At 58.7% G+C, this 19988-nt stretch carries 15 protein-coding genes; 9 read left to right on the top strand and 6 right to left on the bottom strand.

Features of this window, described 5'->3' with window-relative positions:
- The first annotated feature begins 42 nt into the window (after positions 1-42).
- The 4 genes from trkA to EQM14_RS00495 all read left to right on the top strand — a co-directional run bounded on the left by trkA (position 43) and on the right by EQM14_RS00495 (position 5908).
- On the top strand, positions 43-1416 hold the full coding sequence (gene trkA / locus EQM14_RS00510) for a Trk system potassium transporter TrkA (protein ID WP_128741120.1): 1374 nt from the start codon (positions 43-45) through the stop codon (positions 1414-1416).
- Entirely contained in the window at positions 1413-2873 is a 1461-nt protein-coding gene (locus EQM14_RS00505; RefSeq protein WP_128741119.1) for a TrkH family potassium uptake protein, read from the top strand. Before trkA ends, EQM14_RS00505 begins: the two co-directional genes overlap by 4 nt.
- Before the next feature lie 33 nt (positions 2874-2906).
- Positions 2907-3467, top strand: a complete 561-nt coding sequence (locus EQM14_RS00500; protein ID WP_128741118.1) for an HD domain-containing protein — start codon at positions 2907-2909, stop codon at positions 3465-3467.
- A gap of 1724 nt (positions 3468-5191) precedes the next feature.
- Positions 5192-5908 (top strand): flavodoxin family protein, encoded by a 717-nt coding sequence (locus tag EQM14_RS00495; protein ID WP_128741117.1) that lies wholly within the window; start codon positions 5192-5194, stop codon positions 5906-5908.
- 49 nt (positions 5909-5957) lie between these two features.
- On the opposite strand, the gene EQM14_RS00490 is transcribed toward EQM14_RS00495, so the two are convergent.
- A complete protein-coding gene (locus EQM14_RS00490) occupies positions 5958-6500 on the bottom strand; it encodes a hypothetical protein (protein WP_128741116.1) in 543 nt (180 codons plus the stop codon).
- Between the two features lie 241 nt (positions 6501-6741).
- Here EQM14_RS00490 and EQM14_RS00485 point away from each other — a divergent pair, with 241 nt between their 5' ends.
- From EQM14_RS00485 to EQM14_RS16170, 3 genes are all read left to right on the top strand, one after another.
- Positions 6742-7161 (top strand): GtrA family protein, encoded by a 420-nt coding sequence (locus EQM14_RS00485; protein ID WP_128741115.1) that lies wholly within the window; start codon positions 6742-6744, stop codon positions 7159-7161.
- 44 nt (positions 7162-7205) lie between these two features.
- Positions 7206-8582, top strand: coding sequence for a glycine--tRNA ligase (locus tag EQM14_RS00480; RefSeq protein WP_128741114.1), 1377 nt, complete (start codon positions 7206-7208; stop codon positions 8580-8582).
- A 93-nt stretch (positions 8583-8675) separates the two neighbouring features.
- Positions 8676-8813: a hypothetical protein gene (locus EQM14_RS16170; protein ID WP_164918896.1), complete on the top strand. Its 138-nt coding sequence runs from the start codon at positions 8676-8678 to the stop codon at positions 8811-8813.
- A 1478-nt stretch (positions 8814-10291) separates the two neighbouring features.
- Here EQM14_RS16170 and EQM14_RS00475 read toward each other — a convergent pair.
- Both EQM14_RS00475 and rlmB read right to left on the bottom strand, forming a co-directional pair.
- Positions 10292-13348, bottom strand: a complete 3057-nt coding sequence (locus tag EQM14_RS00475) for a hypothetical protein (RefSeq protein ID WP_128741113.1) — start codon at positions 13346-13348, stop codon at positions 10292-10294.
- Positions 13349-13366: 18 nt separating this feature from the next.
- The gene (gene rlmB / locus EQM14_RS00470) at positions 13367-14137 is read right to left on the bottom strand and encodes a 23S rRNA (guanosine(2251)-2'-O)-methyltransferase RlmB (protein ID WP_128741112.1); all 771 of its coding nucleotides are present in this window, start codon (positions 14135-14137) and stop codon (positions 13367-13369) included.
- Positions 14138-14723: 586 nt separating this feature from the next.
- Between rlmB and EQM14_RS00465 the strand changes: the two genes are divergently transcribed.
- Both EQM14_RS00465 and fba read left to right on the top strand, forming a co-directional pair.
- The gene (locus EQM14_RS00465) at positions 14724-15518 is read left to right on the top strand and encodes a DNA-3-methyladenine glycosylase family protein (RefSeq protein WP_128741111.1); all 795 of its coding nucleotides are present in this window, start codon (positions 14724-14726) and stop codon (positions 15516-15518) included.
- 109 nt (positions 15519-15627) lie between these two features.
- On the top strand, positions 15628-16566 hold the full coding sequence (fba, locus tag EQM14_RS00460) for a class II fructose-1,6-bisphosphate aldolase (RefSeq protein ID WP_128741110.1): 939 nt from the start codon (positions 15628-15630) through the stop codon (positions 16564-16566).
- Between the two features lie 222 nt (positions 16567-16788).
- Here the strand turns inward: fba and EQM14_RS00455 are convergent, their stop codons facing one another.
- From EQM14_RS00455 to EQM14_RS00445, 3 genes are read right to left on the bottom strand one after another with little or no spacing between them, the layout of a single operon-like run.
- A complete protein-coding gene (locus tag EQM14_RS00455; protein WP_128741109.1) occupies positions 16789-18189 on the bottom strand; it encodes a sodium:solute symporter family protein in 1401 nt (466 codons plus the stop codon).
- Between the two features lie 22 nt (positions 18190-18211).
- A complete protein-coding gene (locus tag EQM14_RS00450; protein ID WP_128741108.1) occupies positions 18212-18976 on the bottom strand; it encodes a CoA-transferase subunit beta in 765 nt (254 codons plus the stop codon).
- Positions 18977-18993: 17 nt separating this feature from the next.
- Positions 18994-19962 carry a CoA transferase subunit A gene (locus EQM14_RS00445; RefSeq protein WP_243112568.1) on the bottom strand — a complete coding sequence of 323 codons (969 nt, stop codon included), beginning with the start codon at positions 19960-19962 and terminating at the stop codon, positions 18994-18996.
- Between the last annotated feature and the right edge of the window lie 26 nt (positions 19963-19988).

Raw genomic sequence — 19988 nt, 5'->3', positions numbered from 1 at the left:
GTCATGACTTCAGACCGTATTTGAGGGGACGGGAGTCTACTTATGAAAATCATTATCGTCGGCTGCGGGAAGGTCGGCTACACGCTTGCGGAGACTTTGTCGCAGGAAAGCCACGACGTGACCGTCGTGGACAAGTGTGCCGGACCGCTGCAGAAAGCCGGCGACGACCTTGACGTGCTCTGCATCCGTGGAAACGGGGCGAGCGTGCGCACCCTGCTGGAAGCGGGCGTGCGGGAAAGCGACCTGCTCATTGCCGCCACATCGAGCGACGAGCTGAACATGCTGTGCTGCCTGACCGCCAAAAAGCTCGGCGTCCAGCAGACCGTCGCCCGCATCCGCGACCCGGAATACGCGGGGGAGATCTCCATGCTCCGCGCCGACCTGGACCTGGACATGGTCATCAATCCGGAGCAGGCCGCCGCGGAGGAAATCGCGCGGATTTTGCAGTTCCCACCCGCCGTGAACGTGGAGCCGTTCGCCAGGGGAAAGGTGGAGCTGGTCGAGCTGAAAGTCACCGGCCAGATGCCCCTCGCAGGCCTGACGCTGAAGGAAACCGCGGCCCATTTCCCCACGCCGATCTTGGTCGGCGCGGTGATGCGGGAGGGAGGCGTCTTCATTCCGGACGGCTCGTTCCGCATCCTTGCGGGCGATACGGTCTATCTGGTGGGCAAGCCTTCGAACGTCTTTGAATTCTGCCGGCAGATCGGAATGCCGGCGCAGAAAATCAAGAACGTGATGATCCTGGGCGGAGGCCGCCTTTCCTATTATCTGGCCCGCTCGCTGGAAGAGGCCAGGATCCGGGTCAAGATCATCGAGATCCGGAAGGAGCGGTGCATGGAGCTTTCCGAGCTGCTTTCGCAGTCGCTGATCATCTGCGGCGACGGCTCCGACGACGCGCTGCTCCTTTCCGAGAACCTTGAGGACATGGGCGCGCTGATCGCAGCCACGGGACGGGACGAGGACAACCTGATCGCGGCGCTTCTGGCGAAGCAGCACGGCGTCGGGAAGGTCATTGCGAAGATCACCCGGCTGAGCCACCCCGAACTCGTCCAGAAGATGGGAATCGACAGCGTGGTCAATCCGCGGCAGATCACGACGGACCTGATTCTCCGGTATGTGCGCGGGCTGACAAACGCGCAGGGCAACCCCGTCAACACGCTGTACCGCATCTGCGGGGGCAACGCGGAGGCGGCCGAGTTCATCGCGGACGGCTCCACCTCCTTTTTGAACGTGCCGCTTCGTGACCTGCATATGCAGCCGGGGACCCTGATCGCGGCGATCGTGCACGGGAACGAGATCGTCATCCCCCACGGCGACGATGTGCTCTGCTCCGGCGACAATGTCATCGTCCTGGCCAAGGACCGGAAATTCGCCGACCTCAACGAGCTGATTCTCACAGAGGAGGTCCCGAATTGAACTGTCCACTGATCTGCAGATATCTGGGATATCTTCTCTGGGTCGAGGCCGGCTGCATGGTGCCCCCGCTGCTGATCGCGACTTACTACAAGCAGGGAGACGCCCCTTCTTTCCTTTTTTCCATCATCCTTCTCACGCTTGCCGGCGGCGTGATGTCCCTCTGCCCCGTGCGGCAGAAGCGGATGTACGGGCGGGACGGATTTGCGATCGTGGCGATCGGCTGGCTGCTGATCTCCATTTTCGGCGCGCTGCCGTTTGTGATCAGCGGGGCGATCCCCTCACCCGTGGACGCTTTTTTCGAGGCGGTCTCCGGCTTCACTACGACGGGCGCCAGTATTTTGCAGAAGGTGGAGGGCCTGCCGAACGGCATCCTGTTCTGGCGCAGCTTCACCCACTGGATGGGCGGCATGGGCGTTCTGGTTCTGATGCTGGCACTGAATCCGAACGGCAGAATCGGTTCAAACGGCGCGATTTCCATTCTGAAAGCGGAATCCCCCGGCCCCACCCCTGAAAAGCTGGTTCCGCGCATGGACCACGCGGCCAGGATCCTGTATGCGATCTACTGCGTCATGACGGTCGTTGAAATCCTGTTCCTGCGGATCGGCCGCATGCCGCTGTTCGATTCGCTGATCCACACGTTCGGCACGGCGGGAACCGGCGGCTTTTCCAACAAGAATCTCAGCGTCGCCGCCTATCACAGCCCGTATCTGGAATTGGTCATCGCCGTATTCATGCTGCTGTTCGGCGTCAACTTTACGCTTTATTATTTTTTGATCCATAAAAATTTCCGCGCGGTGCTGCACGACGAAGAACTCCGGTTTTATTTCGGCACCGTCGCGGTTTCCACCGCCCTGATTGCCCTGAACCTCTGCCGGAGCATGCCCGTCCCGGTGCCGGAGGCCCTGCGGCAGTCGTTTTTCCAGGTCAGCTCCGTCATCACGACGACGGGGTTCAGTTCCACCGATTTCGCCACCTGGCCCTTTTTCAGCCAGGCGATTCTTGTCCTGCTGATGTTCCTGGGTCCGTGCTCCGGCTCGACCGGCGGCGCGATCAAATCAGTGCGCATCGTCGTCCTCTTCAAGATCGCCCGGCGCGAGGTCGCCAAAATTATCCATCCCCACTCGATTTACCGGGTCAGGCTGAATGGGCGGGCTATGGAAGAGGAGACGATTTCTTCCATTCTGTCCTTTTTCTTCCTTTACATCGCCGTTTTTACCTGCGCGCTCTTTCTGATCCTGCCGGACGGCAAGGACCTGGTCACTTCCTTTACGGCCGTCGCCGCCACGCTCGGGAATATCGGGCCTGGTCTCGGGCTGGTGGGGCCGCTGGGCAATTTTTCCGGTTTCTCCCCGTTCAGCAAGCTGGTCTTTTCCTTCAGCATGATTCTCGGACGGCTGGAAATCCTGCCGGTTCTGGTGGTTCTGGCCCCCGGCTGCTGGGTGAAGAGCAGGGGATAGCGGAGCCGGCGGAAAGACAAGGAGGATATCTTCATGGAGGTTCCGATTTCTAAAATCATCACGGCTTTGCTCCGCTGTGACGCGGGCGATCCGAAACGGATTCAGCACGCGCTGAAGGTTTACGCTTTTTCCAAAGCGATTGCCGAAGAGGAGGGCATTCCCCGCGCGGAGCGGGACATCCTGGAAACCGCGGCGGTGCTGCACGACATCGGCATCCATGAAAGCGAGCGGAAATACGGCTCCAGCGCGGGCCGGTACCAGGAGCTGGAAGGGCCTCCCGTCGCGAGGCGGATTTTGGAGCCGCTCGGACTTCCCGGCGGGTTTATCGACCGGGTATGTTTTCTGATCGGGCATCACCACACCTACAACGGGATTTCCGGCATGGATTACCAGATTCTGGTCGAGGCGGATTTTCTGGTCAATCTCTACGAGGACGGCAGTTCGCCGGAAACGGCCCGCGCGGCCATGGAACGGATTTTCCGCACGGAAACCGGAAAGCGGTACCTCCGGGACCAGTTTCTTTCGGACCATCCGGCCGGAGACCATCCGGTCGGGACGGTCCGCCAGTCAGAACGGAAAAAGCCGTTTGCTTAGTCTGGCGGGGCAGAAGTTAGAATCTCCCGAAAGCGAAAAGAACGGGCGGAAAACTTTCCGGGTTACGGGGTTGTCCCGGATTTCAACATACTGCAACTCTTCAGGCTATGGCCACAGAATAGAAGCCGGTAGGGCAAGAAAAGATCGTTGCGTTCACGTCCAGCACAAAGTTAAATATCCGCGATTTGTATTATGATTAAAAAATATAATAGATTGTTGATAAAAATCGGGAGCGGAGCGCCAATCGGGCTGGACGCTCCGCTCCCTGTTTTGCCGGCGGAATCTCTCTCACTGCGCCGGGTATGGGCTGGACTTTCCGCGTTCATACTTCTTTCACATACATTCGGAATTCCGCCGGCGGGCAACGATGACGTTGCATCCAACGGCCCACCGTTCAGCAGACAGCGAGATGATTAGCTGAGATGGGTGGGACAGAGGGAAGAAACTCCCGGCAAGCGGAAATCGCGTCCGCCGTTGGCACGTTCGTCCAATGGACCGGCGGGTCCGCGCAAGGGCTTTGCCTTTGGGAGATTCCCCAGACCGTCCTGCCAAACTGAGCCGCGAATTTTCGCCGTTCTGTCCGGCAGGCCGAAGGAAGCGGCGTCACGCCGCCCGCAAGGCAACAAAAAGCGCCGGTACGGAATTTGTTGTCATTCCATACACCGGCGCGCGCGCAGATACAGGAGGAAAAAGAAGTGTTTATACTTCCTTCCCCTGTACAAAAACAGAAAAAGGAAGTATAATAAGTCCTGCAATGCGCGGTGAATTCCGTTGTGTATGGAGAGCCTGAGTCTCCGTATGCAGGAGGCGGGTGGTGGTACACCCTGCCTCTGCATTGCACCTTTTATTTACCTTGCGATTCTATTATAATCCTTAATTTACCAAAATTCAACAGGTAATATTCGATTTCATATTTTATCGGTTTTTGAGTGCTTGGCGCCCGGAGCCTCTTAACCCAAAATTTCTTCTATTCATTTTTTCTATGTCCTCAGGCCGGATTCCTGTGGGCCTATGGCCCGGTTCCCCTTAACCGATCATTTCTTCTTATTTTCTTCTTTGCGCTCAGGCCGCGCGGGCCCCGCCTTTCTGATATAGCAGAAAGGCGGCAAAGACTATGCAGGGGGACTTCAACTTCCCGTCGGGAGGGGCACCTAAACGTCCCCCTGCACCCCGGCACCTGTCATGAAGCAACAACGAATTCTTACGCAAGTGCTTCCCATTGAACGATTCCCAATCTTACGCCGTATGTAAAAAGGTAACTTTTTGAAGAATTTCAGCTTTTAGGTAAATACTTTGTGGCTTTAATTTTTCAGCCCCCGTCGTCCATGAAAAGCTGTTGTTAGAAGAACAGAAAAAATCTTTTTGACGGCTCCCGGGGGGTTCAGGGGGGATTTTCTCTGGAACCCTCCCTACGGGAGTTGAAAATCCCCCCGTGCGAACTTTGCCTCCTTTCGTTCAAGACCGAAAGGAGGGGCCTGCGCGGCCGGAGCGCAGAAGAGAAAATCAGAAGAAATAAAAGGTTAAGGGGCACCGGGCCTCAGGTCCGCAAAAGATCGGCCCTGTCCGGCTTGATCGCAAAAAAGGCTGAAGTCGCGACCGCCGTAGGCGCGAAAAGACACTGTGCGTCCGCGTCCCGTCCGGATGGACCGGCGGGACAGAAGTCGGAATCTCCCGGACTACCCGGCCGTTCTCCCGGAACGGCAAAACGAAAGGAAGTGCCTCGAATGAAACTCACGGTGATCCACGGCAGCCCGCGCAGGGGGAATACCTACCGGGCCGCTCAGTTGTTTCTGGAAGCGCTGAAAAAGCGCGGGCCAATCGAAGCGCGCGAATTTTTTCTTCCGCAGGACCTTCCGGAATTCTGCCACGGCTGCGCCGCCTGTGTCACGCGCGGCGAAGAGGGATGCCCCCATGTTTCCTACACAAAGCCGATCCTCGACTCCATGCTCGCGTCGGACGCTCTGGTCCTGACGACGCCGGTCTATGTGATGTCGGCCTCCGGCGGGATGAAAAATTTTCTGGACCACTATCCGTTCCTGTTCATCAATCACCGTCCAAAGCCGGGATTCTTCCACAAAAAGGCATTCCTGATCTCCACCGCCGCGGGCGCGGGGACGAAATCCGCCATGAAGCCGATTGCAACCAGTTTAAAATACTGGGGAATCAACCGGGTGTATCAGAAAGGTTTTCGCATTTTCGCGCTGAGCTGGGATGAAATGCCCCCTAAAAAGCAGGAAAAATACGCCCGCCAGCTCGACCGCAGCGCCGAAAAATTCTGGCGCGCCGTCCGAAAGGGAGACAGCGCGCCATATCTCTTTACTCGTTTTTTCTTTTTCATCAGCCGGATGATGCACAAAAACGGAGCGGACATCCCGCTCGACCGGGAGTACTGGGAAGCCCGCGGCTGGCTCGGCGGCAAATCGCCGTTTGCAAAACAGTAAAAGGCCGGCTGAGACGGGCGGGACGGAGAGTAAATACTCCCGAAAGGCGCTATGCGTCCTGGCCGAATGGTCCCGGAACCTCCGATACCGGCGGCTCGTGAAGGCGTTTCCAGAATACGACGCACGAAGCGATGATCAGCAGGTGGCCGATCAGGGCGAGGCCGTTTTCGATCCAGTATCCGCCGGGCATCACCGTGTTCACGGCCTCGACGATCTGCTTCTGCAGTTCCCCGTTCTGAAAAATCATCAGGGAAGCCACACTGGAAACGATGCTGAGCACCGCGATGACAATCCAGACCACCGCGAAGGTACTGCCCCTCTTTTCCTTGTTTCTGCCCAGGAAAAGAAGAAGAAGGAAAATACCCGGCATGACCAGGAACGATACGACGGCGCCGACCGTCCCGCCGATCGAGCTGCCCGAGGACGCCGCCGCGCTGATGTTCATTTTGGCAGACATGTAGTCTACCGTCACTTTGGTGATGATCGGACTCAGGCTGAACGAAAGAATGGTTTCCAGCAGCAGAACAACGCCGGCCGCCATGCCGAGCGTAAACGGAAGGCCCTCGGTTTTCCGCAGATTCTTTTTTTCCATATTATGTACCTCTCCTTTATCTCCAAGCATATGAAATCATCTGTCCTCATTATACTTTTTGTTCGCGGCACTGTCAATTTGTGGGAGCCGTCCAGTTTTTTCCGGATTTCCGCCCCGGCGTGCCGATATGCGTCATATCCGGCCGAAGATCGGAAGCTCCGGCTGAAAATATTGTATTTCGGTTGAAAGAAACCGATGGGAATGGTAAACTATAACTACTTGTTCCCGTATGGAGGCATCAATGAAACGTCTGCTCAAATTGTGGCGCTTTCTGACCAGCCCGGAGATGATCCTGTACCTGGTTTTCGGCGTTCTGACCACCGTTCTCAATATCGCCGTTTTCGAGTTCTGCTACAGCGCCCTGCGCTGGCCGTGGCAGGCCGCGAACGCGCTGGCGTGGGTCCTCGCCGTCGCGTTCGCGTTCATCACCAATAAACTGTGGGTGTTCCGCAGCAGCAGCTTTCAGGCGGACGTCTTCTGGCGGGAGCTGCTCGGCTTTGTGGCGGCGCGCCTTCTTTCGCTTGGCGTGGACTACGCCTGTATGTGGCTTTTCATCGACATTCTCGCGTGGAACAGCCTTGCCGCGAAAGCGGTGGACAATGTAATCGTCATCGCGATCAACTATGTTTTAAGCAAACTCGTCATATTCCGCAAAAAATAATCGGGGGGCGCAGCCAGCGTCCCGCCGGATCTGGAGGAAACAGCATGCAAGCAACTGAAAAAACGATGGACCAGATTGTCGCCCTGTGCAAGAACCGCGGATTTGTCTATTCGGGTTCCGAAATCTACGGCGGACTTTCCAACACGTGGGACTACGGCCCGCTCGGCGTGGAATTCAAGAACAACGTCAAAGCCGCGTGGAGGAAAAAATTCGTTCAGGAAAGCCCCTACAACGTCGGCCTGGATTCCGCCATTCTGATGAACCCGGAGGTCTGGGTCGCCTCCGGCCATGTGGGCGGGTTTTCCGATCCGCTGATGGACTGCCGCGACTGCAAGGCGCGCCACCGCGCCGACAAGCTGATCGAAGATTTTACCGGCGAGAGCGCAGACGGCTGGAGCAACCAGAAGATGATGGACTTCATCCGCGAACACCACATCAAGTGCCCGGTCTGCGGCAGCGAAAATTTCACGGATATCCGCCAGTTCAACCTGATGTTCAAAACCTTTCAGGGCGTGACGGAGGACGCGAAAAATGAAATCTACCTGCGCCCGGAAACGGCGCAGGGCATTTTCGTCAACTTTGCGAACGTGCAGCGCACCACCAGAAGAAAAATCCCGTTCGGCATCGCGCAGATCGGCAAGAGCTTCCGCAACGAGATCACGCCCGGCAACTTCACGTTCCGCACGCGCGAGTTTGAGCAGATGGAGCTGGAATTTTTCTGCAAGCCGGACACCGACCTCGACTGGTTCCATTTCTGGAAGGATTTCTGCGAAAAGTGGCTCATGGACCTCGGCATGACGGAGCAGAATATCCGCCTGCGGGACCATGAAAAGGAGGAGCTCTCGTTTTATTCCAAGGCGACGACAGACATCGAATACCTCTTCCCGTTCGGCTGGGGCGAGCTCTGGGGCATCGCGGACCGCACCAACTACGACCTGTCCCGCCACCAGGAGCACTCCGGCAAGAGCCTGGAATTCTTCGATCCGGAATCGAAGGAGCACTACATCCCCTACGTCATCGAGCCGTCGCTCGGCGCGGACCGCGTGGCGCTCGCGTTCCTATGCGACGCCTATGACGAAGAAACGCTGGAAGGCGGAGACACCCGCGTTGTGATGCATCTGCACCCGGCGCTCGCGCCCTATAAGGCCGCCGTGCTTCCCCTGAGCAAAAAGCTGAACGGCCGCGCGCAGGAGGTTTACACCGAACTTGCCAAGCGGTTCATGATCGATTACGACGATACCGGCTCCATCGGCAAGCGCTACCGCCGGCAGGATGAAATCGGCACCCCGTTCTGCATCACCTTCGACTTCGACAGTGAAAAGGACGGCTGCGTGACCGTGCGCGACCGCGACACCATGAAGCAGGAGCGCATCGCCATCGACGGCCTGACCGCCTACCTGGAAAACAAAATCAATTTTTAATCGTCAGATCCGCTGCGGCCGCCCCGGAAAAACCGTTTGATCGGGCAATCGGTGTGCTTTCCGTGCGATACACGGTAAAAGGGGGAAAATCCGATGGAATACCTCACCTGGATGCCGGCTTTGAATGTGATTGAGTCTCTTTTGAGAATACTCGCCTATATGACGCTGATCTCCGTTGGATGGAAGCTGTTTCAGGCGCTTAGCATTTACGTTCATAGAAATATGAAATAACTTATCCTGCGGCCTCTGGAAAGCGCCGGAATCGCGCACGAAAGGGGGCCCCTCGGAATAAAATAAGACTGGGGGCGCTGTGAATCATTCTCCGGCGCCCGCATGGCTTCGCCGAGGGAACCCCTCCCGTCTGTCCGGCGAAGCGGTCAGAGACGGACCTGCTCAGGCGTCCCGCGGTCCGGGATACGCGCGGCAGAAACGCGCAGAACGGAGCGGGGCTGCGTGGTCAAAAAGCTCAGCCTGAAAAATCGTCCTCCGGGAATCTGATCGTGTGCCAAAAAGGGCGGATTCGGAATCTTGTGTTCCGGATCCGCTTTCTTATTTTGTTATTGCGCTCAGGCCGTGCGGGCCTGTATTTTTGCGGGCCTGAGGCCCGGTGGCTCTTAAGCCTTTATTTCTTCTGATTTTCTCTTCTGCGCTCAGGCCGCGCGGGCCGGGTCTCTGCGGGCCTAAGGCCCGGTGGCTCTTAACCTTTTATTTCTTCTATTTTCTTTTTCTGTCCTCAGGCCGGACAGGCCCCGCCTTTCTGATATAGCAGAAAGGCGGCAAAGACTATGCAGGGGGACTTCAACTTCCCGTCGGGAGGGGCACCTAAACGTCCCCCTGCACCCCGGCACCTGTCATGAAGAACAGTTTTGTTATCAAGCCAGAGCTTCCCATTGAACGATTCCCAATCTTACGCCGTATATAAAAAGGTAATTTTCTGAAAATTTTCAGCTTTTAGGTAAATACTCTGTGGCTTTAATTTTTCAGCCCCCGTCGTCAATGAAAAGCAGTTGTTAGAAGAACAGAAAAAATCTTCTTGACGGCTCCCGAGGGGTGTTAGGGGGACCATCCGGTCCGGACGTGCCTACGGCATACCCGGCTGAGAAAACATCGTTGCTTCCCTGTTTTTTCGCCGCTCCGGGAAAGGAAAGCGTAGATGCAGCGGTACGCTGCCCCCCACCCGTACTTTGCTTCCTTTCGGACAGAGCCGAAAGGAAGGGCCCGCGCGGCCGGAGCGCAAATGAAAAAACAAGAAGAAATGATCGGTTAAGAGCCACCGGGCCCTAGGCCCGCAAAAAGATCGGGCCTGTCCAGCCCATACCCGGCGCAGTGAGAGAGATTCCGCCGGCAAAAAAGGGAGCGGAGCGTCCAGCCCGAATGGCGCTCCGCTCCCGATTTTTATCAACAATCTGTTATATTTTTTAATCATAATACAAATCGCAGATATTTAACTTTGTGCTGGACGTGAACGCAATGATCTTTTCTTGCCCTACCGGTTTCTATTCTGTGGCCATAGCCTGAAGAGTTGCAGTATGTTGAAATCCGGGACAACCCCGTAACCCGGAAAGTTTTCCGCCCTTTCTTTTCGCGCCTACGGCGTTCCCGGCTTTCGCTTTCGGGAGATTCCAACTTCTGTCCCGCCAGACTAAGCAAACGGCTTTTTCCGTTCTGACTGGCGGACCGTCCCGACCGGATGGTCCCCGGCCGGATGGTCAGGGGCGGCGGATGCGGGGGACAAGCAGGATGGCGGCGGTCCAGAAGGCCTCGTAGATCGCGAGCGCGGTCAGGCTGAGGTGCTGGAGGCCGGAGGTGAGCGACAGGAACGCCACGAGCGCGAAGCCGAGTGCGACCGCCGCGGCCTGCAGCGCGACGGCGACGGAAATGTTCGCGCGCTGGCGGATGCATCCGGTCAGCAGGCGGAGCATCGCGAAGGCGCGCCCTTTTGTGGCGATCATCGCGTCCGCGCGGTCGGGCTCTGCGGAGATAAGACCGGTGTAGACCTTGCCGAGCTGCTCCGGCAGAACGGAGATTTCCTGCTCGTACAGGCCGAAGCATTCGGCCAGAAAACGCGGCGTGATGTTCGGGTCGCTGGTGCGGACGATCAGGCTGATCCCGTTGCGTTCCATCCGCCGCAGCGCCTGGGAGCGCCGCAGATCGGAAGTGTAGTCGATGATGAACATGGCGACCAGACATCCGCCGGAGGCCAGGTAAACCAGCCTTTTTCCGCTTTGGATGTATTTTTTCTCATAGTCGCGGGACGGAGGCTCGATTCCGTGCGCGCGCATCAGTTCATTCGTACCGATCAGGATCTGCCGGCCGGAGACGGTTCCGCTCACGCCCTTCCCGTCCTCGTAAACGGGTTCGCCGATTTTCGGCAGGATTTCCCGGCGGCTTTTGATGATCTGGTCGAACAGGTCGGAAAGCGGGCCGCCGACCGTGCCCATCAGCGCGGCGGCGTCCATGATCGCCTCGTCGATGCGCTGCCCCGCGAAGGTGCGGATGCCGTTCAAAATCACCGTTCCGCGCGGGAACAGGTCCTGCGCGTCCAGCATCACGGCGTTAGCGGCGCTGAAGCGGTCGATCGCCGACCAGCCCGCCACCATCGAGCCGCTGCGGCGGGCAATTCCGCACAGCCGGGAAACCGGCAGGTTGACGCACAGCATGTTGGTGAACGGGACGCAGACGCAGCAGGAAGCGGCCAGAACCGTGATGGCCGAAACCGCGCCGCCGGACGTGAGAAACGCGGCCGCGGCGCACAGCGCCAGGCTGAGAAGGAACCCGGCGGGGGCCAGGACCTGCGAAATGTGGTCCGCCGGGTCCGGCGTGTAGGAAATCCGCAGGAAGCTGCGCAGGAATGCCGCTTCAGACTGATAGGCGATGTGCGGCTCTCCGAGCACGCAGTCCTTGGCAAGGCGCAGGGAAGTGTTGTAGTCGCCGTAGAGGCGCACGGCGTACTTCCGGTCTTTGGTGCAAAGATACCGGAAGTTTTCGAACATGCGCCGCGCCATGCTGAACTTGCCCGCGGCGTTGAGGAACAGGGCGAAGGCTGCAAGGGGAGAGTACAGGTGGATCCCTCCGGGAACCCCGAGAACCAGCAGCACGACATTTTGAACCAGAGCGGCCAGGACCGCCACGGCCGCGGCCGAATCCCCGTTTGCCTGAAACGAGGTCAGCCCTTTGATCCCGTTCCAGAATGTTGGAAAACTGAATCCCGCCGCGACGATCAGAAAGACAAGCTGGATGAACGGGTAGGACGGCCCGTCCAGAATCGTATGTAAATCCGGCGGAAGGACCGCCGGATGCTCGGCCACGATTCCGACCAGAAGCAGAATCAGGGACGTGATCCCCGTGACTGCCAGGCGGAGCGAGAGCCGCGTGACGTTTTTGAGAAGATCGTGCCGGACGGAGGGTGCGTCGGACGGGTCCGTGTAATCGTCCAGCTCCTCCTGCTCAGGGGGCTCTTCGGCGAACGATTCCTCCGGTTCCTCCGCGCCGAACAGGCGGAACCGGTGCCTGGCTCCGCGCGGCGGCGCGGGCGGTTCCTCAGGTTCCGGCGGGTTTTCGCCGGCCGGCGGTTCAGGCTCAGTACGGTTCTCCTGCCGTTCCGGGTCTCCGGCCGCAAGCTCCGGCTCAGGCTCCGGTTTTTTCGGGGTCTGTCCTGACTCCTCCTCCGGTTCGGGGATCGGCCCGCTTTCCCTTTTTGGGAACGGAATCGGACCGGGCGGTTCCGGCATCGGGTACTCCGCCGCCTCCGTTTCCAGAATCTCTTTCAGTCCGCGGGGCAGGATGACATGCACGGGCGCGCCGCCGGCGCGGTACTGCGGTCTCGGTGTGTCGGACGGCTCGGTCCGGGGCGGGGGGACGCGCCGTTCCTGCTTGGCCTCCGGCGGCGTTTTCACCGGCTCCTTTACGGGAACCGGCGGCGTTTCCTCCGCTTTGGCGGGGCCGCTCTTTTCCGGAGCGGAATCGGCCTGTGATTCTTCCCCTTCCTCCTGGTCTTCCTCCGTGGTAACCTCAGGCGGGACGGGCGGCTCCGGAACGGGCCGTGTCACCGGGGGCCGCACTTCCGGCTCCCGGCGCGGGCCTGGGGTCACCGCGGGGCGTTCCGGGGCCTCCGGCTGAGGGATCTCCGGACCTGACGGCGCGGGCGGCGGGACTTCGGGCGGATTTGCGGGTTCCTCCTGCGGCAGGATCTCCTCCGGGTCGAGACCCGCCTGCCGCATGATTTTTTCCAGCCGCTCGTGGCGTTCCCGGTGGATGCGGTCGAAGGTTTCGCCGATTCCCGGTTCGCCGTCCCCCTCGCTGCCGTCGAACAGATAGGAAAACTTCGGTCCGTCCTCTTTCGCTTCTTCTCCGCTTTCCGGATTTTCGGAGCCCTCCGGACGGATCGTTTTTTCGTATTCCTTCCGGTATTCCTCCAGCGGGCGAAGCTGAAGACCATAGTAAAGGTCGTCCTCCTCGCGGAACTCCTCGCTCTTTTTCCGGCGCCCAAACAGCGAAAACCAATGTTTCTTCCGTTCCTTTTCCGGTTCCGGCTCCTGTGGGCCGGTCTCCCCGGGGTCCTCCTCGGAACCCGCCTCCATGTTCAGCGCACGGCGGGCTCCGCGCAGAATTTCCTCGCTGCCGTGCGGCGCCGTGGGCGCGGGACTTTTCTCAGGGGCGGTTTCACTTTCTGGGGGGACGGTTTCACGGTCCTTGATGATGCGTGCCTCCGCTAGGATTTCTTCGACCGAATAATCATTTCGCGGAGTTTTTCCGTTGTCGTTCATTCGATCCGCTCTCCCGTGTTATTTTGTCTTAATTCCAAGCCGCTGCCGGGCGATCTCATAGCAAATCACACCGCACGCGACAGAAGCATTAAGCGAATTTATCTTACCCCTGATCGGCAGGGATATTACAAAATCCGATTTTTCTTTGACCAGGCGCCCGACCCCGGTCCCTTCCGAGCCGATCACCACGGCGACGGGTCCGGAATAATCCACCCCGCACCAGGGTTCGCCATCCAGATCGGCGGCATAGATCCACACCCCGCGCCTTTTCAGATCCTCCAGCGCGCTGGCCAGGTTTGCCACCCGCGCGACCGGAACATATTCCACCGCCCCGGCGCTCGATTTCCCGACGGCCCACGTCAGCCCCACGCTCCGCCTCGCAGGCAGAATCACCCCGTGCGCGCCCGCGCATTCCGCGACGCGAAGGACGGCGCCCAGGTTGTGCGGGTCCTCCAGTCCGTCGGCCACGATCAGGAACGGCGGCTCCCCGCGTTCCTGCGCCAGCCGGAACATCTCGTCGACCGTCGAGTACTCCTTCGCGGCCGCGACGGCCGCCACGCCCTGATGGACCGCGCCCCCGCACATAAAATCCAGCTTCTTCGGGTCGATCTCCTTGACAGGGATGCCGCGCTGCTTCGCCTTCGCAATCAGCGCGACGACGGAACCGGAGCGTTCTCCCCGCGCGAGGCAGAGCCTGTCGATCGCCCTGCCGCTGCGCAGGGCCTCCGCGACGGCATTCCTTCCGGCGATTACGCCGCTGTCCCCCTGGCCTTCTCCGCCGTTTTTCATTTGCACCTCTCCAATCCCGAATGGCAGACTGTACTGATATTCGTTATGATATCATGAACCGCAGAGCCGCAGAAAACTCAGCCGGCCCGCAATCATGGTTCGATGTTCTCCCAGGCGTCGGAAGCTCCGCTCCCGTTTACACTGTGAGGTTATTATACCATATTTTACAGGATTCAGCAGAAAATTACCAGAAGTTTTATTTATCAATACAGAATATACAATCCGGGAGGCAGGGAGGAAAGCCGTTCTTAAGCCGTTTATACCCCGCGTATTTACACTGGTTGACATAATATGTGCGAACAAAGTGTGGAAAACTCTGTTGAAAATGTTAATAAGTCAGTCAGATCCATTGTGGAAACGGTGAATTCATAAACATGCATAAAAGTTTATGTAAACCCCGGCCGGACCATCCGGCGATAACCGTCCGTATTCCTCCGGAGGTTGAAGAGGCCCGCGGCGCATGTTATAATAACCTCACGGCGTAAGCGGAAGCAGAGCTTCCGACGCCTGGGAGAACATTGAACCGTGCTTGCGGGCCGGTTCCATTTTTATACGGCTTTGCGGTCAATGGCGGAATACGCGGCGAATGAAAAGGAAAGGAGGAGAAAAGCTCATGAATCTGGACACGCTGGGTCAGACGCTGGACTGCGGGCAGTGTTTCCGATGGGAGCGCCTGCCCGACGGCTCGTGGCAGGGGGCCGCGGGGGACCGGTGCGCGCACCTCACGGCGGAAAGCTGGGAAAGCGTGCTGGCGGACCCTTTCTGGACTTCTTATTTCGACATGGGCCGGGATTATGAGGCGATCCGGGAGCGGCTCGGCGCGCTGGACCCGATTCTGGCGGAAGCGGCGCGCTATGCGCCGGACCTGAGAATCCTGAACCAGGACCCGTGGGAGGCCCTGTGTTCGTTCCTGCTTTCCCAGTGCAACAACATCAAACGGATCAAGGGGCTTGTCGCCCGCCTCTGCCGGGCTTACGGGGAGCCCTCCGGCCCGTTCCCCGCGTTTCCCCGCCCGGAGGCTCTCGCACGTCTTTCGGAGCGGGACCTGCGCGCGCTCGGATGCGGATACCGCGCGGAGTATCTCCTCCATGCGGCGCGCAGAGCGGCGGAAGGGAAGCTGGATTTCGGCCGCCTGAGGCGCCTCCCGCTTTCCGACGCGCGCCGCGAGCTGACGGAGCTCCCCGGGATCGGGCCAAAGGTCGCGGACTGCGCCCTGCTTTACGGACTGCACCGCCTGGAGGCGTTCCCGATGGACGTCTGGATGAAGCGGGCGATGAAAACGCTGTTTCCCGGCCGGAAAGCGGAAGATTTTGGGGAATACGCGGGCATTGCGCAGCAGTACATTTTTCATTACAGCAGAAATCACCCGGAATTATTTTAAAGTTTCGGAAACTGATGCATTTTCGTCAGGACTATGGGTTTTCGATATTTCATTTTACCCCGCAATGGTTTATAATAAAGGCAAAATAAACTTCTAGGAGTGAATGCCGATGTCTTTGGTCAACACAAAGGAAATGTTTCAGAAAGCATACGGTGGCGGGTATGCGATCGGCGCCTTCAACGTCAACAATATGGAGATCGTGCAGGGAATCACCGAGGCCTGCGCGGAACTGAAGGCCCCCGTGATCCTGCAGGCATCTGCGGGTGCGCGGAAATACGCGACCCATACCTATCTGGTCAAGCTGGTGGAGGCGGCGGTCGTCGAACACCCGGAGCTGCCGGTCGCGCTGCACCTGGACCACGGCCCATCCTATGAGGTCTGCAAGGACTGCATCGACGGCGGTTTCACCAGCGTCATGTTCGACGGCTCCTCCAAGCACTATGAGGAGAATGTGGAGGAGACCAGGAAAGTGGTCGCTTACGCCCACAAATACAATGTGACCGTGGAAGCCGAACTCGGCAGGCTCGCCGGTATTGAGGACGCGGTCAGCGTCGCGGACGACAAGGCGCAGTACACCGACCCGGACCAGGTGCAGGATTTCGTAAAAAGCACCGGCGTCGATTCTCTGGCCATCGCGATCGGAACAAGCCACGGCGCGTACAAGTTCAAGCCGGGCCAGAAGCCCCAGCTCCGCTTCGACATTCTGGAGGAGGTTTCCAGACGCCTGCCCGGATTCCCGATCGTTCTGCACGGCGCTTCCAGCGTGATTCCGGAATTCGTTCAGATGATCAACCAGTACGGCGGCAAGATGCCGGACGCGATCGGCATCCCGGAAGACATGCTCCGCAAGGCCGCGACTATGGCCGTATGTAAAATCAACATCGACTCCGACCTCCGCCTTGCCATGACGGCAACCGTGCGCAAGTATTTCGCGGAGCACCCGGACCACTTCGACCCGCGCCAGTATCTCGGACCTGCGCGCGATGCAATCAAGGGCATGGTCGAACACAAGATTACTGCGGTTCTCGGCTGCGCAAATAAAATCTGATTCGCTCGCCGGAAAGAACGGCGGAACAAGACCGGCTGAATTGGGCGGGGCTGCTTTTCGCAGCTTCCGCCTTTTTCTTTGTCCGCGTTGCCCGCCGCTGCCCTTAAGTCGCAAAGAACCGCGAATGGGCAAAAAAACAAGGCCTGTGTGCTCCGGACAGAACAGCGTCGCAAAACGGCATTCTGAAAGGAGGCGGCAAGCCTTGTCTGAAAAAGAATACGGTCAACCTTTGTCTTCCGTTTTTACCTTCTCCTGCTCCGCGCGGGGCCGCATCTGAAACAGCATGATGCACAGAGAGACGCCGATTCCTAAGAAAAGGGGATCAATCTGCTCCGGCAGAACAAACTCTCCCGCCAAAATGCAGATAGGGCCCGCAATCACCGCAGCCAGCGCGGCGGTGCCTTTGACGCGTCCGGGAAAGAAGAGCGCAAAAAGCAGGGGGGCAAAAGCCACGGCCCCTCGCAGGCCCATCGACAGGAAGCTCCAATTCAGGATAAGAGAGCCCATATTTCCAAATGTAAAAAGAAACGCGCCTCCCAAAATCGCAAAAATAACGGTCCGGGAAATTCGCAGCAGCACGTTGTCCGCCGCGTTGCGATTCATATAAACCTTATAAATATCATTGCAGATCATGGAGCTCAGCCCCAGGGCAAGGCCCGCGCCGGTGCCGACCAAAGCCACCAGCAGCGTCGCCAGCACGACGCCGCCCAAAAGGGGGGGCAGGCAGCGCAGCACAAAGGCAGGCATGGCGGACGCCGGCACGATATCGGGGGCGGCAATGCGCATATACATGCCGACGAAGATGCCCGCAACGCCAATGACGGGAGTCAGGACCCCGGCCAGCAGCGCGCCGGATTTGGCGACTCGGGCGCTCTTTGCGGAAACCAGCGACTGAACATAGGACTGGGTGGTCAGTATGCCGAACACCATGGATAACCCGGCTCCGCCGTCCTTCCAGACGCCTCTGGCAAACAGGTTAAAATATTGTTCCGGGCGAAGGGACGACCGAAGGGAATCCAGCCCCCCGGCGAGTTTTAAAGCGACGGCGCCGCAGACGATTGTGGTGACGTACAGCAGGATCGTCTTAACGATCCCAACCAGCCCGGCTCCCCAAACGCCTCCAAAGACCACATAGGCAAGCATGAGGAGAACAATCACCGCGGCGGCGGCAAGGGCGTTGACGGAACTGACTGAAGTGACCAGCGCAACGCCGGATAAAAGCTGTGAAACGATGCTCAGAAACGTTCCGACCGATATGAGGACCGTGGAAACCGTTGCCGTTCTCCGCCCGTACTCCCTGGTAAAGATCTGCGGAAGTGTGGTGATTTTACTGTTGTAAAGCGGTTTCGCAAAAAACAGGGCCAGAAGCAGAAGCCCGATCCCTCCGCCCAGGGTAAACCACCATGCGGAGAAACCATAAGTGAAAGCAAGCTGCGCCGTTCCGATCGTTGACGCGCCGCCCACAAGCGTGCCGACCAGAGAACCGGCGACGATGCCGGTCCCCGCGGAACAGCCTCCGGTGGCGAAATCGGCGGCGCTTTTGACTTTCCTGCCGGAATAGACTCCAACAGCGGTAATCAGCAGCAGCACGGCTGCGGCGCCTGCAAAATGCAGAAGGTTCATTCTGGTTGCCTCCTTACCGGCGTCAAATCATGATCCGCAGGGGATCTACCTGATGGATCAGAATTTCCAAAATTTTTTCGGAAGGCGGGACCGCCTCAACGGCGCGGGAAACATCCAGCTCAAAGCCGGTGTTTTCCTGAACTTTCTCAGGAACAACGCCGGGAAAACACTCCGACAGATACATCCGTCTGGAGACCGCGTCGAACCGCAAGACCCCCAGATCCGTAATCACCGCGCGGGGACCGCGGCCGGAATCCAGACCGGCTTCGGCCCTGCCGCCGGGCCCGTCGCCCCACCCGGGGCTGGTGATGTAATCCACGTGTTCCACAAAGCGGCGCTTCTGATGTTTCATCACGATGACCGTGTCGCAGTAAGTGGCGATCCCGTTTGCGCCTCCGGATCCGGTGAAGCGCGTCTGCGGATGCGGGTAATCCCCGATGCAGGTGGAATTCAGGTTGCCGTAGGGGTCGATCTGGGCGCCGCCGAGAAACCCGGCGGCAATCTTCCCGCGCCGGGCGGCCAGAATCTGAAATCCGAAATAGCGGTACTGCGGCCACAGGACGGAAGCCTGGTAATTGATGCGCAGGTCGGACACGCTGGTGGGAACTTCCTGAGGGCTGCCCTCAAAAAGTGCGGTTTCAAAAATCAGGTGGGCATTGGGCGCGCTGGTGTTTTTTGCCAGGGCGCCGCCGATCAGAGGAAGCCCTGTTCCGATGATATATGTCTTTCCGTCTTCAATTTGGCGGGCCAGAGCCACGGCCATCATTTGTTTCGGTGTCCAGTTCATGAAAAAAGCCCCCCTACTCAGCGTCGCTTGAGGCCCGGCACATAGCCAAGGCCGGGCTTGACGCGCAGATTGATCAGACGGCCGGCACCCAGCTTGTCCAAATAGTCCTGGTGCGCGGGGCAGTCTTCCACATATTCCCGAATAAACGAATCAAAATCCTCCTGGGAACGGCTGGCCCGATCATAGTCAAGATAGAATTGACTGTCGTAGTCATAGCAGCCGAAGCACTGGGAAGGGTGGGCGCCCGCCGGGGCCTCCACGACGGCATCCACGCAAAGGCCCGTTAAGGTGTTCCTCTCCGGGTGGCGGCGGATCTCCTCATTGCTCACAAGCTGTTCGCAGGATACGATCGTGTGTTTGGCCGCCATGGCGATGTCGGCATCCTGAAAAGGCGCGCCGACGATGCGCACGGTGCCGTCCGGGCTGGCCAGCTGAGCGTGGATCAGTGCCACGTCGATTTCAGGCGTCGGGACGCAGCACAGTTTGCTCCCCGGGTGGAAGGGGTCCTCCTGAACGACAAATTTCTCACCCGGCAGCTTGGGGTGCTTTTTTCGTTCCTCGCGGGAAATTCCCCATTTTTCCGCCAGATCGGAGCCGAGCATATTCTTAACGGGTATGTAGGACAGCCCCAGCGCCGCGCCGTGATAGATAATGGTTTGAACGTCCATGGAATAATCTTCAAAAAGGATTTTCCCGTGTTCCACGGCATCGCGGAAGCGGCGGCAGACCTGGGTATAGCCGGAATTGGCGATGTAGGAGACCATGATGATCTCCACGCAGCCCGCCCCGATCAGCATGTCGATGTCGCCGCCGGACGGCCCTCCCTCCACGTAAAGATTCCGCTTTTTCTGGCGTATCACCTCCCGGACCAGCGCGTACGGTCGGCGGTTTGTGACGAATCCGCCGACCGCAAGGCAATCGCCGTCCCGGAGGAACGACGCCACGGCCTCTTCCGCGGACATGACCTTTGAGATGCGATTCAGCATCGGTGTCTTCCTTTCCTGTTTCAAGG

This window comes from Caproiciproducens sp. NJN-50, assembly GCF_004103755.1.
In the GTDB taxonomy this organism is placed as follows: Bacteria; Bacillota; Clostridia; order Oscillospirales; family Acutalibacteraceae; genus Caproicibacter.
This window is presented reverse-complemented; position numbering and strand designations above follow the sequence as displayed.

Bases quoted from the DNA above. Each gene is read 5' to 3' on its own strand.
- trkA (WP_128741120.1), top strand. From the start codon at position 43: ATGAAAATCATTATCGTCGGCTGCGGGAAGGTCGGCTACACGCTTGCG.
- EQM14_RS00500 (WP_128741118.1), top strand. From the start codon at position 2,907: ATGGAGGTTCCGATTTCTAAAATCATCACGGCTTTGCTCCGCTGTGAC.
- EQM14_RS00495 (WP_128741117.1), top strand. From the start codon at position 5,192: ATGAAACTCACGGTGATCCACGGCAGCCCGCGCAGGGGGAATACCTAC.
- EQM14_RS00490 (WP_128741116.1), bottom strand. From the start codon at position 6,500: ATGGAAAAAAAGAATCTGCGGAAAACCGAGGGCCTTCCGTTTACGCTC.
- EQM14_RS00485 (WP_128741115.1), top strand. From the start codon at position 6,742: ATGAAACGTCTGCTCAAATTGTGGCGCTTTCTGACCAGCCCGGAGATG.
- EQM14_RS00480 (WP_128741114.1), top strand. From the start codon at position 7,206: ATGCAAGCAACTGAAAAAACGATGGACCAGATTGTCGCCCTGTGCAAG.
- EQM14_RS16170 (WP_164918896.1), top strand. From the start codon at position 8,676: ATGGAATACCTCACCTGGATGCCGGCTTTGAATGTGATTGAGTCTCTT.
- EQM14_RS00475 (WP_128741113.1), bottom strand. From the start codon at position 13,348: ATGAACGACAACGGAAAAACTCCGCGAAATGATTATTCGGTCGAAGAA.
- rlmB (WP_128741112.1), bottom strand. From the start codon at position 14,137: ATGAAAAACGGCGGAGAAGGCCAGGGGGACAGCGGCGTAATCGCCGGA.
- EQM14_RS00465 (WP_128741111.1), top strand. From the start codon at position 14,724: ATGAAAAGGAAAGGAGGAGAAAAGCTCATGAATCTGGACACGCTGGGT.
- fba (WP_128741110.1), top strand. From the start codon at position 15,628: ATGTCTTTGGTCAACACAAAGGAAATGTTTCAGAAAGCATACGGTGGC.
- EQM14_RS00455 (WP_128741109.1), bottom strand. From the start codon at position 18,189: ATGAACCTTCTGCATTTTGCAGGCGCCGCAGCCGTGCTGCTGCTGATT.
- EQM14_RS00450 (WP_128741108.1), bottom strand. From the start codon at position 18,976: ATGAACTGGACACCGAAACAAATGATGGCCGTGGCTCTGGCCCGCCAA.
- EQM14_RS00445 (WP_243112568.1), bottom strand. From the start codon at position 19,962: ATGCTGAATCGCATCTCAAAGGTCATGTCCGCGGAAGAGGCCGTGGCG.